This window comes from Stieleria varia, from assembly GCF_038443385.1.
In the GTDB taxonomy this organism is placed as follows: domain Bacteria; phylum Planctomycetota; class Planctomycetia; order Pirellulales; family Pirellulaceae; genus Stieleria; species Stieleria varia.
Genome location: NZ_CP151726.1, coordinates 6,919,613 through 6,935,415, shown reverse-complemented (window position 1 = coordinate 6,935,415; position 15,803 = coordinate 6,919,613). Strand labels below are relative to the sequence as shown.

Below are 15,803 nucleotides of genomic sequence, written 5' to 3'. Positions count from 1 at the left end.
CCGCAGCGTTCTCCTTCGGCTGCGGGTCACGCAGAGCGGTGCGTCATCACTTCAGCGGATCGCCGATCAGGGGTAGGCCGTTGGTGGTCAGGATTTGGAAGTGGTGAACTCGGTTGGGGCCTTCGTAAGTCCACACGAGTTCTTTCTCCGGGGTGACCTCCATCAGCTTGACGCCTTTCTTTGCGTGATAGGCGGTGATGACGGTGTTGCCATTGGGCAAGCGTTGACCGCCGCAGGCGTCGTCGATCGGGTTGCCCGGCAGGTCTTCGTTGGAAACTTTCCAAACCACGTTACCTTCCGCGTCGACTTCGATGACCTTGTTGCCGTTGGTCAAGCAAATCAGGGTGTTACCGTTTTCCAATCGGATGGCGGTGAAGGGCCAATTCTTTGCTTCGCGGCCGCCCAAGTCTTCGGCATCGGTCGCGAATTCCTTGACGACCTTGCCCTCTGGCGTGTACTCCTTGACTTTGAAGGCCAGCAGGTGTGGTACGAGGTAGTTACCGTTGTCAAGTTTCCTGGCCATACGCGTTTGCATGTGCGCGTTATCGGTCTCTGGTTGGAGCGGGAATTCGACTTGGATTTTGCCGTCGGAATCAATCTCCATCAGTCGCGGGTTGGAGCCGAGTTCGGTGACGAGCGTCATGCCGGATTTGAGTCGCTGCACGGTTCCGATTTCTTTGTTGGTCGGATCTAGCTTGTATTCCCAAACCACGGTCTTGCCGGGCGTGAATTCTTTGACCACATCGCTCCAGGCGATCAGGACGTTGCCTGTGGGCAAGACCCAACCGTCACGTGCGCCGCCGCGACCGGAGTCCCATTCCTTGGAGCCGTCTTCGCCGATGATGCCCGTAAAATCTGGACCGGCGACGAAGAACGAGTGGCGAATGCTGGATTGCGGTGTTGCGTCAGCAGCGGGTTCATCCGCTGCCGAATGAGTCACAGAACTGAGCCACGAAAGGGCTACGAGAAAGATCATGGCTAGCGAAGCGGGGCGAACAACCATCGGTATGCCTTGGGAGGAGAGGAGCCGGGCGAGTGTTTTGGGAACGAATCAACGCGTTGCTTGAAACGGCCGCTGCTGGCCGAACATTTCAGGGAATTGTCGGGCAGGGAGTGATCAGCCCACGACATTTTCAAGCAATCTCAATGCATTCCCGCGAAATCAGTCTAACCCGCTGGAAACTTTCCTGCATGCGATACGGCTGATGCCCGAACGCTTTCCCACGCCGATTCAGACGGTGTGAATCGCCCGTTTTTCGACGTCCAAGGCTGCTTCGTGAAGGGCTTCCGACAGCGTGGGGTGAGCGTGACAGGTTCTCGCGATGTCTTCGCTGCTGGCACCGAACTCCATCGCCGCCGCGGCTTCGGCGATCAAATCACCCGCGCGGGCGCCGATGATGTGAACTCCCAAGACGCGGTCCGTTTTGGCGTCCGCGAGGATTTTGACTCGGCCATCGGGTTCGCCCAACGTGCGAGCACGACCGTTTGCTCCGTAGGGGCAGGTGCCCTTTTTGTAGTCCACCCCGGCTTCTTTGAGCTGGTCCTCGGTTTTGCCGACCATGGCGATTTCGGGGTGTGTGTAGACAACCGCGGGGATGACGTCGTAGTTGATGTGGCTGCCCATGCCGGCCATCCGCTCGACGCACACGATGCCTTCCTCCATCGCTTTGTGAGCCAGCATTGCCCCGCCGATGCAGTCGCCGATCGCGTAGACGTTTTCAACGGACGTCTCAAAGTCTTCGTTGACGGGAATGAATCCTTGGCGGTTGGTTTCCAGCCCGATGGCTTCAAGCCCCAGGTTCTCCGTTGCCGGGCGACGACCGGTGGCCAGCAGGACGCGGTCGCAGCGGATCGGATCACCGTCTTTGATTTCGACCACGCATTGATCGCCATCGCGTTTGGCCGATGCGACGAATGTGTTGGTGTGAAACTCAAGGCCTTGTTTTTTCAGGGCGCGGTGGGCGAGCTGTCCGATCTCGTGGTCGATGCCTGGCAGGATACGATCAAAGGCCTCCAGCACAATGACTTGGCTGCCCAAGCGGTTCCAGACGCTGCCCAATTCCAAGCCGATGTAGCCGCCGCCGATGACCACCAACCGCTCGGGCACATCGGGAAATGACAGGGCCGTGGTGCTGTTGCCGATGCGATCGTTGTCTTCCTCGACCGTGGGCAAGCTCGCGGGGACGCTGCCCGAGCAGATCAAAATCCGGTCGGCTTGCACCAGCATGGGTTCGTCGCCATCGACGATGATCGATTCCACGTCTCGCAGCTTGCCACGGCCTCGATACGCCGTCACGTTTTTCTTTTTGAAAAGCATGTCGATGCCGCCGGTGAGCGTGCTGACGATCTCATTCTTGCGATCCATCATTTTGGCCAAGTCGAGCTTGACTCCGGAAACGTTGACGCCGTGCTCGGCGAGCCGATGGTTGGCTTCCTCGTACAGATGGCTCGATTCCAGCAGTGCTTTGCTGGGGATGCAGCCGACTCGCAGGCAAGTGCCGCCGAAACGGGGATTTTCGTCGATGCAGGCGACGTCGATGCCCAGTTGCCCTGCTCGGATCGCGGCCACGTATCCCGCCGGTCCACCACCCAATACCACCAATTCGTGTCGCACAGTTTTCATCGGTCGTCTTTTTCGCTCGGAGCGTATCGAAAGAAATTGTCAGGGAGATGATATTGTCCAAACGCCGGTTTTGGCAGGTGGTAGGCGGATTCCTTGCTGAGCGCCCCTGACGATAAGTGGGCTCCCCGCTGTTAGGGCTTGTTATTGAGCGTGGTCGATCGACAATGACGAGCCAATGACCGTGGAACCGCTTTGGGTTCCACACGATGTTGAATCCCCGATCCAGTGGCGAGTTTCCTTGGCAAAAAAGCGTCTCCGCAAGCTCGCCGGTCCGGCATTGGCCATTGTGCTGTTCGTGTTGGCGATCCGACTACTGATCCGAGAAGCGAACTCGATCACATGGGATGATTTTGTCGCCGGAATCACCGGTGTGCCGATCACTCAAATCCTGATCGCGGCGTTTCTGATCGCCCTGAACTATGGGCTCCTGATCGCGTACGACTTGTTGGCGTTGCGTTACATGGCCCGTTCGTTGGCTTTGGGGCGAGTTGCGTTGGTGTCATTTGCCGGTTTTTCACTCGGCAATAACCTGGGAACCTTCTTGGCGGGGGCCCCGATCCGGTTTCGACTCTATTCGAGTTGGGGGCTGTCGCCTGCACAAATCATCCAACTGATCGCCGTGGTCGGTCTGACCTTTTGGAGCGGATGGATTTTTCTGGGCGCGATGGTCTTAGTGTGGGTTCCCGTTCCTTTGCCACCCAATTTGACCCTGCCATTCGGTTCGCAGACGATCGGCTTTGTGCTGCTGGGACTCGCGATCACTTACACCGTGCTGTGTTTTGTGTGGCGAAAGCCGTGGCCGATCGGCGAACTGCATTTGAGGTTGCCCGAACCGGGATTGATGGCCGCTCAAGCTTCGGTTGCTGCGGTCGATCTGCTGATTTCTGCGACGGCGTTGTATTTGGTGTTACCGGCCGACGCGACCGCTCCGTTTTCGCTCGTGTTTGCGGCTTACTTGCTCGGCATCGGAGTCTCGATGATGACACAGGTCCCCGGCGGCCTGGGCGTGCTGGAGTTGGTCCTGTTGACGCTGCTCAAAGGCTCCGTTGGCGATTCGGCGCTCGCCTCCGTGCTGATCTTTCGATGTCTTTATTACGTGCTGCCCCTGTTGGGCGGGATGATTGCTCTGGTCAGCCACGAAATCTACGGCGGTGCGATTGAAGCAATGCACGCCAAGGAGCACCGAGAGACGCTGCTGGAGTTTGATGACGATCCCGAAAAATCTGCGGACGAGAAACGGGTGACCGAAAGCGGGAACCCCTATCAAGCGCCCCCGTCCCAAACGTTCACGTCCCAAACGTTCACGTCCCAAACGTTCACGTCCCAAACGTTCCCGTCGGCTGACGAGGACCAAGGTGTCCTACCCAAGGACAGTAACCCCAGCGCCAGTGAACTTGACGACAGCGACGAGAGCGGCCGCCCTGGTTCGACGCGGTAACGTTTTTAGCCGATGAAAAGCGTGCTGAGTGGGGGGCTGTCTCGCTGCGACAACTTGTGAAGGGAAAACTTCTCCAAATCGGTTAGAATGGGAGTCCCGCCCCACAAGGAGATTTGCCGCACATGGGATTCCCCCCTCGCCAACTACCCGCCCTGGCTCTACTTTTCATTTGGTTGATCACGGTGCGTCCTGTCAATGCCTCGGACGGCACCGCGGTCTCGTCGGATGCCGATGTCAATTTCAACCGCGACGTGCGTCCCATCTTGGCCAAACGTTGCATCACTTGTCACGGCCCGGACGCGGACGCACGCGAAGCGGACTTGAGGCTCGACATCGAGTCGGGTTCGCGAGCTGACTTGGGTGGTTATCAAGCGGTCGTGCCGGGCGATGCATCCCAGAGCGAGATGATCGTTCGGATCACAACCGATGACGAGGACTTGCGGATGCCACCGGCGGACTCGCACGCGCCGCTGACTCAAGACGAGGTCGCCATCCTGACACGCTGGATTGCCGCAGGCGGTCGGTACGAGCAACATTGGTCATTCGTTGCACCGACCAAACCGGCGGTTCCGCAGGTCGACGACGCAGCATGGTGTCGCAATCCGATTGACCGATTTGTGCTCGCGAAACTTGAACGTTCCGGTCTGCAGCCATCCGCGCCAGCGACCAGGGAAGCTTTGATTCGTCGCGTCAGCATGGACTTGATCGGTCGGCCTCCGTCGATCGATGAAGTCGACCGGTTGCTAGGCGACGAATCACCGGATGCATACGAGCGTTTGGTCGATCGCCTGCTGGCCACCCAAGAATACGCAGAGCGTTTCACTCGCCCTTGGTTAGACTTGGCGCGATACAGCGACACCAACGGCTACGAGAAAGACCGCGAGCGCACGATGTGGCCCTACCGTGACTGGGTGATCTCGGCGATCAACCAAGACATGCCATTCGATCAGTTCTCCATTGAGCAACTCGCCGGTGACATGCTCAGCGATGCAACGACACAGCAAATCATCGCCACCGGTTTTCACCGCAACACGATGCTGAACGAAGAAGGCGGGATCGATCCGCTGGAGTATCGTTTCTATGCCATGGTGGATCGAGTCGCGACCACGGGAACCGTTTGGATGGGATTGACCACCGGTTGTGCCCAGTGCCACACGCACAAATACGATCCGATCACCCACACCGACTATTACGCGTTGATGGCGTTGATGGACAACGCGGACGAACCGGAGCTGGACGCGGATTCAGCGGAGATCACGGCAAAACGAAAACAGGTTCAGTCGCAAATCGCATCGCAAGAACAATTGCTGCTGGCGGAAATTTTTGCAAGCGACACACGGCAACATCAAACGCTCCGTGATCATTACGCCGCATGGCGAGCCACTCAAATCGAGTCCGCGACCGATTGGCAAACGGTCCGGCCGACCGACATGAAATCCACCATGCCTCACCTGCGAGTCACGCCGCAGGGTTCCATTCTCGCATCCGGCGACGCCACCAAACGCGATGAATACGAGCTGACTTTCGCGGGTTCGGATCAAGCCAAACCGTTGACGGCTGTTCGCATCGAAGTCCTGCCGCATGAATCGCTGCCCGCCAGCGGCCCAGGCATGGCGTATTACGAAGGCCGGCGCGGTGATTTCTTTCTCAGCAAATTGACAATCGAGCAAAGTGGCAACGAAGTCGCCTTGGATCTCGCCAGCAGCAGCTACGGAAACATCAGCGTGGGCAGCGGTAAAGCCGACGCGGCAAATGTACTGGACACGGACAACTCCACCGGATGGTCGACGGCTGGCAAAGCGGGCGAAGCGAATCGACTGGTGGTTCATTTCGCCGAGCCACTGGACGCGTCGAAACCTTGGACGCTGAAGCTTCTCTTTGAACGCCATTTCGTAGCCGCCCTGGGGCACTTTCGTGTCGACGTGACCGATGCATCGGGGCAACGCCAGGCGTTGCCGATCTCCAGTGAGCTGGAATCGTCACTCGCGACGAACGCTCAACCTGATTCCAATGCCGAACAAAGACTTCAGCTGCATTTCTTGCGCAACAACGAGGCCGCCAAATCCGTTCGCGAGCCCCTGGACAGGCTTCGGAAGCAACTGCCCGCGGAGGTGCGAACGCTGGTGATGCGAGAACGATCACCGGCAGATCAACGCGAAACACGTCGACGTCACCGAGGCGAATATCTCAGTGAGAAAGAAGTCGTCTCGGGTGCAGTGCCTGTCATGTTTACCGCGGACGATGAAGAGTCAAATTCGGCATGCGAGGATCGGTTGGACCTCGCACGCTGGTTGGTCAGCGAAGACAACCCGTTGGTCGGTCGTGTCGTTGTCAATCGACAATGGCGAGAGTTCTTTGGCGTCGGGATCGTCCGCACCGCTGGCGATTTTGGCACCCAAAGTGAATCGCCCTCGCATCAAGAACTACTTGATTGGCTCGACCGCGATTTGCGTGACAGCGGATGGTCACTGAAGCGTCTGCACCGCATGATTGTCACGTCGGCGACCTACCAACAGCGAATTGGAACGCCGCCTCCGTCTGATCCCGACAATCGATTGCTGTCGACTTTCAGCCACCGGCGTTACGATGCCGAACGGATTCGCGACGCGATGTTGGCCGCGTCCGGTTTGTTGACGCATCGAGTGGGCGGGCCGAGTGTTTATCCGCCACAGCCCGCTGCGGTTCAGCAAATCGCTTACGGCAATCCCAATTGGCCGACCAGCAAAGGAGGCGATCGTTACCGTCGGTCGCTGTACACGTTCAGCAAACGCACCGCGCCGTTTGCCGCCTTCTCCACATTCGATGGCCCGTCAGGTGAAAACTGTGTTGCGAGACGCGACCGCAGCACGACTCCCCTGCAAGCCTTGACGTTGCTCAACGATGAAATGTACGTCGAGATCGCCGCAGCGCTGGCCGAAAAGGTTCAGCGAGAATTGAAATCCGAAAACGCCAATCCGATTCCTGAACAAATCGTCGAAAGAATGTTTCGGCGTTTGATGACACGATCTCCCGAACCCTGGGAGATCGAACGCATCGTTCAGTTCTACCAACAGCAACAGCAACACCAAAACGCTTGGACGCTCGTGGCCCGGGCGTTGATGAACACCGACGAGGCGATCACGACACCATGAATTTGCAAACCACCACACGACGGCAGTTGTTTCAAACCTGCGGGATCGGACTGGGCAAGATTTCACTGGCCACTTTGTTGGCCGGCGGCGCCGCATCGGGATTCACAGGACATCGCGCAACCGCAGGCGAAATGATTCTTGGGGCGCAGCTCCCGGCGCTACATCATCCGCCCAAAATCAAACGCGTGATTTATCTGTTCATGGCCGGTGCACCCAGCCAGCTGGACTTGTTTGATCACAAACCCAAACTGGCGGAGTTGGAGGGAAAGCCGATTCCGCCGTCGGTCATCGCTGGCCAACGTTACGCGTTCATTCAACCCGATGCGGCGGTGTTGGGGCCAAGGTTCCGGTTTGAAAAACACGGCCAATGTGGTGCGGAGCTTTCCAGTGTCCTGCCTCACCTCGCCAAAGTCGTTGATGACTTGGCGATCATCCGAGGCGTACACACCGACCAGTTCAACCATGCTCCGGCGCAGATCTTCGTCAATACCGGCAGCCCCATTCCCGGTCGACCTGCGATGGGAGCGTGGTTGAGCTACGGAATTGGCAGCGAAGCCGATGATCTGCCCGGATTCGTCGTTCTTTCCAGCGGTGGTAACCTTTCCGGTGGTGCCGCGATGTGGTCGGCCGGGTTCCTGCCGGGGCAACACCAGGGTGTGCCTTTTCGCAGCAGCGGCGATCCGATCTTGCACGTCGCTAATCCCAACGGGATCGACAACCAGATGCAACGCGGCACGCTGGACTTGCTCGCCGATTTGAACCAACGGCGTCAAGAACGCTTGGGCGTGGCCGATGTCCAGTCGCGGATCGAGTCGTATGAGATGGCTTATCGGATGCAAAGTCGTGCGCCGGAGCTGATGGATTTCTCCGGCGAGGACGACGCGACGTTGGCGATGTACGGAACCAACCGCGAAGATGCAGGATCGTTCGCAAAGAATTGCGTGCTGGCTCGCCGCATGGCGGAGCGTGGCGTGCGTTTCATTCAGCTCTATCACAGTGGCTGGGATCACCACAGTCAAGTGGAGAAGGGAGTCCAGGGGCAGTGCCGTCAAACCGATCAAGCCAGCGCGGCGCTGATCCAAGACTTGAAACGCCGGGGAATGTTGGACGACACCTTGGTCGTCTGGGGTGGCGAGTTCGGGCGTACACCGATGGTCGAATCCAGTGCCGCGTTGGGGCGTTCGCTTGGTCGTGACCATCACCCGCAAGCGTTCACGATGTGGATGGCGGGCGGCGGGATTCGCAGCGGACAAACCTTAGGCCAAACGGATGAGCTTGGTTTCCACGTGGTGGAGGACGGCGTGCATGTGCATGACATTCAAGCCACGATCCTGCACCTGCTGGGCATCGACCATGAACAACTGACATTCACCTTTGCCGGTCGCCCCTTCCGCCTGACCGATATCCATGGTCACGTCATTGAGAAACTACTCGCTTAGGTTTGAGCTGGCCAATTATTGGCGTAGTGCTTGTCTCACCGTTTCAGGGTGAAGGGGGGGGAATGCAACTGTTTAACCCAGGGCGTCGCTTCGCTGTGCCCTGGGCTTTCATGTCCGGGCCCTTTCAGGGCATCGGTGTTTCAGGGTGACTTGCAAAAGCTTTTCGTCGATGCGTGATGCTTCAAATATCAGTACTCGATAGTGTAGAATGCCGCCGCAATCATTCGTTTTAACCTCTTCTTTGGACAAGTGCCTGATGAAATGCCCACATGACGGAACCGAATTGACGGCTACCAAATACGAAGGCGACATCGAAGTCGATCAGTGCAGCCAGTGCAGCGGAATGTGGCTTGACTGGCAAGAACTGCAACGCATTGAAGACGCGCGGGAAAAGGACTACTCCGCTGAAATCAAACAGCTCCCCGATGTTGTCGGCAGCGCCTACGAAATGGCGTTTGCACGTTCCAAACCTGCGATCCAGTGTCCAAAATGTGGTCGAGAGATGGAGCGGCGTGAACATGGTTTCTGTTCGCAAGTCCTAGTCGACACCTGCCCCACATGCCGAGGAACTTGGTTGGATGGTGGCGAGATCGAGGCGCTCGAGGTTTTCTTTGAGAAGACGACTTCGGAAGCCGAAGAGGTCCGCGCCGGATTCTTTTCGCGGCTGAGCGATTTTTTTAGCTGAACCGATCTCTGCACCAGAGTGCAAACGTTATTCGCGTTTTCGAATCGGAGAGTCGAACGACAATGTCGCTCGACGTTCGGAACGTGAAAAGAATTGTTGCCGCATATGACCGTGAAGCGGTCTCAGACGGTAGCCGGCGATAGAACGCAGCGATCATCGCCGGTTCGTTCTTCTGCGATCCCTCGCGGGATCCAATTTCGCTTTCCCGACTCAGTCCCCATACAGATGGGTGATCAAAGACGTCAGCAATAAACCTCATGTTCCCCACGTCGATAGCGTCCGGTTTCCCCATTATAGGTGTGAGAACCGGACGCTATCGCGTTGCGGCTGATCTACGCAGACTGTTTACGTGCCAGTACGCGAAACCGTTTTGCGCGAACGTGTTGTGTCGATTGCAGTGCGTCGCAATTCTCAATCCAGTGAGTGGGGTAGGTTGGCATCGAGTTGGTCAATCGTGCGATAGATGAAATCGCGACGTTCATCGCAGAACATGAATTTTTGACCAATGGTCTTATCTGCCCATCCTCGAGCGCTGCCTCCATCTTGACCGAATTCTTGAGACATCGCGGTCCAGTCGCACACCATTTCGATCAAGTCGACATCGGTCATGTTGTTGGGGTCCGAGTGGAACTCTGGGTGATGGCGGTTGGTTGAAACATGGTGATCCACCGCCGCCCGAACACGCTGTTCCATTCCTTCGGGATACTCAAACGGTTCCCCACTGACGCGACATCGATGAAACTCGGTGAGCCAGATGTAAGCGTCTCGTTCATCGGGGCCAAACTTTGACGCGTCGTGCGTTCTCGCACGCTCCTCGAGGTCGTCGGAAAAATCAGTGACTGACGCCATCACCCGTAAACACCGCCGCACCCGTTCGATGTGTTCGCGGGTGCGTCGTTCATAGAACGCGATCATCTCGCGTGTCGGCTCTGCGTTGGTCATCTTGATTTAAAGGTGATTCTAGGGCGCATCAGTTGGCGGTCGGTTTTGTCCGATACATCATCCATCGAATCCGTACATCCTGAAAGTGATGTTCAGTCGGGGTTCTCGGCATCGGTCGTCACGAGGCAGCCCGTGCTCGTAGGTTTCCTGGCATCCCGCCCCCATCAACAGCAGGCTGCCCGAGGTAAGGCGAACCGAAAACTGTTCTTCCGGAGCCGCTGTCTTTCGGAACACAAATTCTCGCTCAGCACCAAGGCTCAACGACGCAATTCTTGCAGTGGATCCATAGGCAGGAGGATCAGAGTGGAACTCCATTCCTTCGGAGCCGTCCCTGTAGTAAACACATCGAGCGACTTGAAAGCATGTCCTTGTCTCACTGAAGATTCGATCCCGCACTTGTTCAAGTGATGGAGTCCACTGCGATCTGGCTCCCCATACCGCCGGCAGCGTGTCAAAGGACGTCAGTTCGCGATCGGCAAAAAGGTAGGAACCCGTTTCGTTGATGAACTCTGTTCCATCGTGCATCGGAATCCGTTTGTTGGTGACGTCAAAACCGGAAACGATCTCATCAAAAAGAGCATCCGCCTGCTCAGTAGACAGAAAGTCATCCTGGAAGAACGCTTCACAGTCCAATGGCAGTGGGTTCATCGATTGATCGTATATTTCGAGGCGCTAGCCCGGATTATTCATTAGCCGGCACGCGATAGCGTCCGGTTCCCGATTACAGGCGTGAGAACCGGACGCTATCGCGTGGCGGCTGATATTCGCAGCCTGTTTTCGTGCCAATCCGCGTAAACCGTTTCGTGCAAACGTATTGCGAAGACTGTAGCGAGTCACCTGAATAATCCGGGCTAGGGATACCGCTCAGCGGCTTGCTAAACACGACATTCTTAATCCTAATCATATTCTTAATCTTAATCCGAGTCATCGCTCCGCTCCGAATCGATTCATTGACTTCACTGCTGTTTCTCCCTACGCCGAAGGGAGGAACAAAACCGGCAGTTGAAGTTGCATGTCAATCCCAACTTTTGAGAAGTCCACCATTACCCCCTTTAACCCTGAGAAGAACAAATGAGTGATCTTCAACGTGCCATCGAAATCGCTGTGACGGCTCACCGTGGTCAAACGCGTCGAGATGGAACTCCTTACGTCCTGCATCCGTTGAGGTTGATGTTTTCGGTTGAATCCGACAACGAGAGAATCGTGGCGGTGCTGCACGATGTTGTTGAGGATACTTCTGTGTCGATGGACCAACTGAAATCGGAAGGATTCACTGACGAGATTCTCGCCGCACTTGCGTTGCTGACGCACGACGATGGCAGCAGCTACGAGGACTACATTGACAGGATCAGACCCAATCCGATCGCTCGTGCGGTCAAGTTAGCCGACCTTCGTGACAACTCCAATCTGTTGGAGATGCCCGTGCTGTCGGAACATGATCTGACTCGCGCGGCCAAGTATCACCGAGCCTTCATGCGGCTGAGTGAGGCAACCTGAAACTGCTGGCGAGCGTCACGGGTGGCATGGTCGTGTTAGTAAACGCTGGGCGGTGTCAGGGTATGCCGCGGGTGCGTTTGGGGCGATAGGGATTAAATAGCAGGTAATTCAAGTGTCGATAAAGGTCGCTATCGCTGAGTAACTGCGCGTGTTTGCCTTCGCCGACCACGTTGGCTCCGTTGAGCAAGACCACGCGATCGGATTCTCGCAACGTTTGCAATCGACGTGGCAGGATCACGACCAAGGTTCCCGAATCGACCAGTTTTCGAAGTGCGGCCAAGCATGCGTCGTTCGCGATGTGCTCCGCCGGAGGCTGAGGTTCTTTGACCAGCAAGATCGGTGGTTTGTGTAGCAACGCACGGGCGATGCCGATCCCGTAGGTGGTTTCTTCGCTAAGCGCGGAATCACCCGCGGTGACGTAGGTGCTCAGTCCCTCGGGCAAGCGTTGAATCCGCTCGTAAATCCCGACGGATTCAAGTGCTTCCACGAGGTCGGAGTTGTTGATCTGGTCGTCGCCGCCACGCAGATTTTCATCCACGGTCGCGTCCCAGAGCGGCCCCGACGGTTCGATCCACATAACGTTCTTAGCCAACGCGGTCGGGTGGATCTCCAGCAACTTGATGCCGTCAATCAAGACTTGGCCTGCCGACGGATGCCCAAAGCCCATCAGCAATTCCATCAGGGCTTGGGTGGAGATCGCATCGGTACCGACTAACGACACCATGGTGCGTTTGGTAAAATCCAGCGTGAGGTGGCTGAGGATGGGCCTGCCGTGGGAATCGCCCAGTGTCACGTCATGGATCTCAACGCCTTCGCGAACTCCCGCAAAACCCACTCGTTGCTCGCTGGGTGAGATTTGATCGCTGCGTTGCAGGTACGCGTAAACTGCGTCGGTGGCTTGTGCATAGGCACCGCGATTGCGTCTCAGTTCTAGCAAGCGACCGGCGGCGACTGCGGCACCGGTCAGAGCCAGACCGAGCACGAGCGCCGACGGCACACTGAGGCCTTGATCGGTATCGAGCAAATTGATTCCGAGTCCTAAGACGAGGATCGCGGTGGCAACCGATGTCGCCAAGAATAGCAGAGGCCAAGTTCGGCCCTGCCACGCGTCCTCCGCGTCGAGGCGCCGATGCAACGCCTCCAACTCGGACTCGAATGCGCGGTCCGCGACTCCTTGAGCTTGCAGTCGAGCCAGCATGGGGGCTTGCCCGACCAATTCCGCCATCCGGTCACGTGCCCGGGGGACTTCCCATTGATTGAGTTCGTGCTCGTCACCTCCGTGAGCCCACTGATACAGCCGCCACAGAAACACGGCGCTGATCACGGCCAGGACGGCGAGCCAAATGTTGACCATCAGTGCGAGTGCGACGCATCCGATGAGCATCAGCAGGCTGCGAGGAACGGCGCGGAACCAGAACGACAAGCCTTGTTGCAGTTCGGGCAAGTGTTCACCGATCAGGTGCGCGGCGTGAAAACGTTGCGCCGCGGCGCCTTCGACTTCCGCTTTCCGCAGGCTCTGACGCAGGACCTGTTTGTGGAGCGATTTGACGATCCGTAGCGACCGCCGGTCTGCCGTGCGTCGATGTTGCCAAACGGCGAAAGAGAAGAGCACCGCTATTGCGAGGGACACGCCAACCAGCATCGTCAACTGGACCATCGCCGGCGAGCCGGTCAAGGACACCGGCAGGGGAATCCAAAGGTGGGTTCCCAGTCGCGCGAGCGGTTCGCTGAGGCCGCCTTTTTCTAACTGCAACGCGATCAGGCCGACCATCACGACGAGGACGGGGACCAGCAAGCCGGCCAGCATCGCCCAGACATAAAAAAGCAGCCCCCCCGAGGCTTCGGGTTCTCTGCGTGGTGCCGTCAACATTCGGAGTGGGTTCAAGCTACTTCAATCCCCGTTACCGCACGATTCCCCGAGTCCCGACGGTTCACCGGACGCCGAGAGCCGGCTTACGCCAAGTCTCGGTCTTCGAAAAGGAGCATCGCTAGCATCCAGATAGCGATCGCAAAGTATACAAGATAGTTGAAAGCTCCCGCGACGTAGATGATAGGCACCTGATTTCCTGCATCCATGGCGCTTTGAACGTTGAAAACGTTCAAATTGGGCACCACGACGGCGATCAAATTTCCGACGAATGCCACCAGTTCGTTGTTGCCTTGGCTGGATGCGACCAATGGCTGAGTCAGGTTGCCGATGACGTAAATCACTAGGCAGGTGATGAAATTGGCCAGCAGCGGCACCCTGGTGGCCAGAGCGACGGCAATCGCTGCGATGACCATCGTCTGCATGAAGTACAGCCCCAAGATGGGCAGCGTCGCCATGATTTCCTCAAACCCCTGTTGCCACATCGGGGTACCGAGCGAACTCTCACGAGCGTCATAGATCGGCTTGTACGACATCAGGATCAACATGAACGTGGAGATCACGGCAAAGAGCACCAAGACCGACATCATGATCCCGGCATACTTGCCCAATAGGAATGAGCGTCGGCTGACCGGTTTGCTCAACACCGTCAGCGCCGTTCGCCCCTCGATTTCGTCGCTGACCGATGTCCCGGCGCTCCAAACGGCCAAGCCCATGCCGAGCACCATGATCAAGGTCACGCTGCTGTCCTTGAACATGCGAATGTCATCGCCCAGCGTATTGAAGGGATAGATCGAGAACACGACCACTCCGACGACGCCCAAGATCATCAGGATCAGGTAAAGCATCTGAGCCATCTCGTTCTTTGCCGTCGACAGGGCGAGTGCCCAAACCCGCGGCGCCGCTTGGCGAAACGAAACGAGAGCGGCGATCATCAAAAAGAAACCGACCGCAATCGAGACAAACGCGACCGCTTGCGGGATGCGTGGGACGGTCTGGAAGGTCATCGTCACCAAGGCTTCGTCGACTTCCTGGTTCTGGATGAACAGCTTCGATGAATCGGCTGGCAGCGGAGGCGTGTCACGATCTTCGTATCGATAGCTCAGCTTCTCGTCTGCTTGGACTTTGGTCGGCGGGCGGGTGAAATCCGCGGGGTCGGCCGCGTCGCCGATCGTGATCGTACGGTCCGACAGCAAGGTGACTTCGGCCAACTGCGTCAGGTCGTACTGAACGTCTTGCTTGAAGAAAGTACCGTCGGCCGACTCGCTGGCCGGTGGAATCCTGAGCGTCTCCGTTCGAGTTCCGTCGCCCACCAAGTGGACCTCTGGGATCGCACGCAAAAACTCCATCGGCGTGGCGACCCACAATGAACCGATCAACCCGATAACCACAAAGGAACCTGCAACTGCCAGCAGGTACGGCGAAACACCTTCACTGAGAATCCCCGCCCATTCGACGCGGGTGCGATGCCACATTCCATAGACTGTCGCAAAACCAACCACCAGCCCGGCAGCGATCAACGGCAAATACAACGACCCGGCATACTGCCCTGCTCCGGGGACGTACTGCCAACACAAAAATCCAGCGATCACGCCGCCGACAACCAACGAAGCGATCACGCCCCGCTGTGACGAGTCGGCCAGTTTTCCAAGTGGCGGGATGAACGAAAGTCCGGCCAAGATCGCGTAGAACACAATGCTGATCACTGCACCCAACAGCAGGCTGATCGCGATCGCATAGAGCGGTGTCGCCCAAATCGGCAACCACTGTGTCATCTGGCCAACCATCATGGAGGGCGATGATAAAAAGGCAGCCGGGGAGGCAAAATCGAGCCCGGCAGTGCCGAGGACGGAATCGAGACTCAGGAGGGCAGAGTTCATGGGGTCAGAAAAGAACGAAGGAAATTAGGTTTCGATCAGAGCATTGGGTGCGCACCGGTGACCCGGCAAGGAGTGTACGCAGCGATCACGCAAATGGTTTTCCCAATGCGGTCAATTGCCAGCAGATGCCCGAATCCCTAGCCCGGAATATTCATCAGCCGGCACGCGATAGCGTCCGGTTCCCGATTACAGGCGTGAGAACCGGACGCTATCGCGTGGCGGCTGATATGCGCAGACTAATTTCATGCCAACCCTCGCAAGCCGTTTCACGCAAACGTGTTGCGAAGACCGTAGTGAGTCG

The 15,803-nt window shown here is 57.4% G+C and carries 11 protein-coding genes; 5 read left to right on the top strand and 6 right to left on the bottom strand.

Features of this window, described 5'->3' with window-relative positions; genetic code table 11:
• Positions 1–46 precede the first annotated feature (46 nt).
• Together Pla52nx_RS23250 and lpdA are read right to left on the bottom strand one after the other, a co-directional pair.
• Entirely contained in the window at positions 47–1,003 is a 957-nt protein-coding gene (locus Pla52nx_RS23250) for a hypothetical protein (protein ID WP_146523289.1), read from the bottom strand.
• A gap of 228 nt (positions 1,004–1,231) precedes the next feature.
• Positions 1,232–2,623 carry a dihydrolipoyl dehydrogenase gene (gene lpdA / locus Pla52nx_RS23245; protein ID WP_146523288.1) on the bottom strand — a complete coding sequence of 464 codons (1,392 nt, stop codon included), beginning with the start codon at positions 2,621–2,623 and terminating at the stop codon, positions 1,232–1,234.
• A 175-nt stretch (positions 2,624–2,798) separates the two neighbouring features.
• On the opposite strand from lpdA, the gene Pla52nx_RS23240 reads away from it, so the two are divergent.
• The 4 genes from Pla52nx_RS23240 to Pla52nx_RS23225 all read left to right on the top strand — a co-directional run bounded on the left by Pla52nx_RS23240 (position 2,799) and on the right by Pla52nx_RS23225 (position 9,316).
• Entirely contained in the window at positions 2,799–4,061 is a 1,263-nt protein-coding gene (locus Pla52nx_RS23240) for a UPF0104 family protein (RefSeq protein WP_231742757.1), read from the top strand.
• 122 nt (positions 4,062–4,183) lie between these two features.
• A complete protein-coding gene (locus Pla52nx_RS23235) occupies positions 4,184–7,192 on the top strand; it encodes a PSD1 and planctomycete cytochrome C domain-containing protein (RefSeq protein ID WP_146523287.1) in 3,009 nt (1,002 codons plus the stop codon).
• The gene (locus Pla52nx_RS23230; RefSeq protein WP_146523286.1) at positions 7,189–8,631 is read left to right on the top strand and encodes a DUF1501 domain-containing protein; all 1,443 of its coding nucleotides are present in this window, start codon (positions 7,189–7,191) and stop codon (positions 8,629–8,631) included. Before Pla52nx_RS23235 ends, Pla52nx_RS23230 begins: the two co-directional genes overlap by 4 nt.
• Positions 8,632–8,887: 256 nt before the next feature.
• Positions 8,888–9,316: a zf-TFIIB domain-containing protein gene (locus tag Pla52nx_RS23225; protein ID WP_197455078.1), complete on the top strand. Its 429-nt coding sequence runs from the start codon at positions 8,888–8,890 to the stop codon at positions 9,314–9,316.
• A gap of 411 nt (positions 9,317–9,727) precedes the next feature.
• On the opposite strand, the gene Pla52nx_RS23220 is transcribed toward Pla52nx_RS23225, so the two are convergent.
• Positions 9,728–10,258 (bottom strand): DUF5662 family protein, encoded by a 531-nt coding sequence (locus Pla52nx_RS23220; RefSeq protein ID WP_146523284.1) that lies wholly within the window; start codon positions 10,256–10,258, stop codon positions 9,728–9,730.
• Positions 10,259–10,315: 57 nt separating this feature from the next.
• The gene (locus tag Pla52nx_RS23215; RefSeq protein ID WP_146523283.1) at positions 10,316–10,906 is read right to left on the bottom strand and encodes an alpha-ketoglutarate-dependent dioxygenase AlkB; all 591 of its coding nucleotides are present in this window, start codon (positions 10,904–10,906) and stop codon (positions 10,316–10,318) included.
• A 423-nt stretch (positions 10,907–11,329) separates the two neighbouring features.
• Between Pla52nx_RS23215 and Pla52nx_RS23210 the strand changes: the two genes are divergently transcribed.
• On the top strand, positions 11,330–11,755 hold the full coding sequence (locus Pla52nx_RS23210) for an HD domain-containing protein (protein WP_146523282.1): 426 nt from the start codon (positions 11,330–11,332) through the stop codon (positions 11,753–11,755).
• Positions 11,756–11,810: 55 nt separating this feature from the next.
• On the opposite strand, the gene Pla52nx_RS23205 is transcribed toward Pla52nx_RS23210, so the two are convergent.
• Together Pla52nx_RS23205 and Pla52nx_RS23200 are read right to left on the bottom strand one after the other, a co-directional pair.
• Positions 11,811–13,640 (bottom strand): ATP-binding cassette domain-containing protein, encoded by a 1,830-nt coding sequence (locus tag Pla52nx_RS23205; RefSeq protein ID WP_231742755.1) that lies wholly within the window; start codon positions 13,638–13,640, stop codon positions 11,811–11,813.
• A gap of 68 nt (positions 13,641–13,708) precedes the next feature.
• Positions 13,709–15,502, bottom strand: a complete 1,794-nt coding sequence (locus Pla52nx_RS23200; protein WP_231742754.1) for an ABC transporter permease — start codon at positions 15,500–15,502, stop codon at positions 13,709–13,711.
• Positions 15,503–15,803 lie beyond the last annotated feature (301 nt).

Bases quoted from the DNA above. Each gene is read 5' to 3' on its own strand.
- Pla52nx_RS23250 (WP_146523289.1), bottom strand. From the start codon at position 1,003: ATGGTTGTTCGCCCCGCTTCGCTAGCCATGATCTTTCTCGTAGCCCTT.
- lpdA (WP_146523288.1), bottom strand. From the start codon at position 2,623: ATGAAAACTGTGCGACACGAATTGGTGGTATTGGGTGGTGGACCGGCG.
- Pla52nx_RS23240 (WP_231742757.1), top strand. From the start codon at position 2,799: ATGACCGTGGAACCGCTTTGGGTTCCACACGATGTTGAATCCCCGATC.
- Pla52nx_RS23235 (WP_146523287.1), top strand. From the start codon at position 4,184: ATGGGATTCCCCCCTCGCCAACTACCCGCCCTGGCTCTACTTTTCATT.
- Pla52nx_RS23230 (WP_146523286.1), top strand. From the start codon at position 7,189: ATGAATTTGCAAACCACCACACGACGGCAGTTGTTTCAAACCTGCGGG.
- Pla52nx_RS23225 (WP_197455078.1), top strand. From the start codon at position 8,888: ATGAAATGCCCACATGACGGAACCGAATTGACGGCTACCAAATACGAA.
- Pla52nx_RS23220 (WP_146523284.1), bottom strand. From the start codon at position 10,258: ATGACCAACGCAGAGCCGACACGCGAGATGATCGCGTTCTATGAACGA.
- Pla52nx_RS23215 (WP_146523283.1), bottom strand. From the start codon at position 10,906: ATGAACCCACTGCCATTGGACTGTGAAGCGTTCTTCCAGGATGACTTT.
- Pla52nx_RS23210 (WP_146523282.1), top strand. From the start codon at position 11,330: ATGAGTGATCTTCAACGTGCCATCGAAATCGCTGTGACGGCTCACCGT.
- Pla52nx_RS23200 (WP_231742754.1), bottom strand. From the start codon at position 15,502: ATGAACTCTGCCCTCCTGAGTCTCGATTCCGTCCTCGGCACTGCCGGG.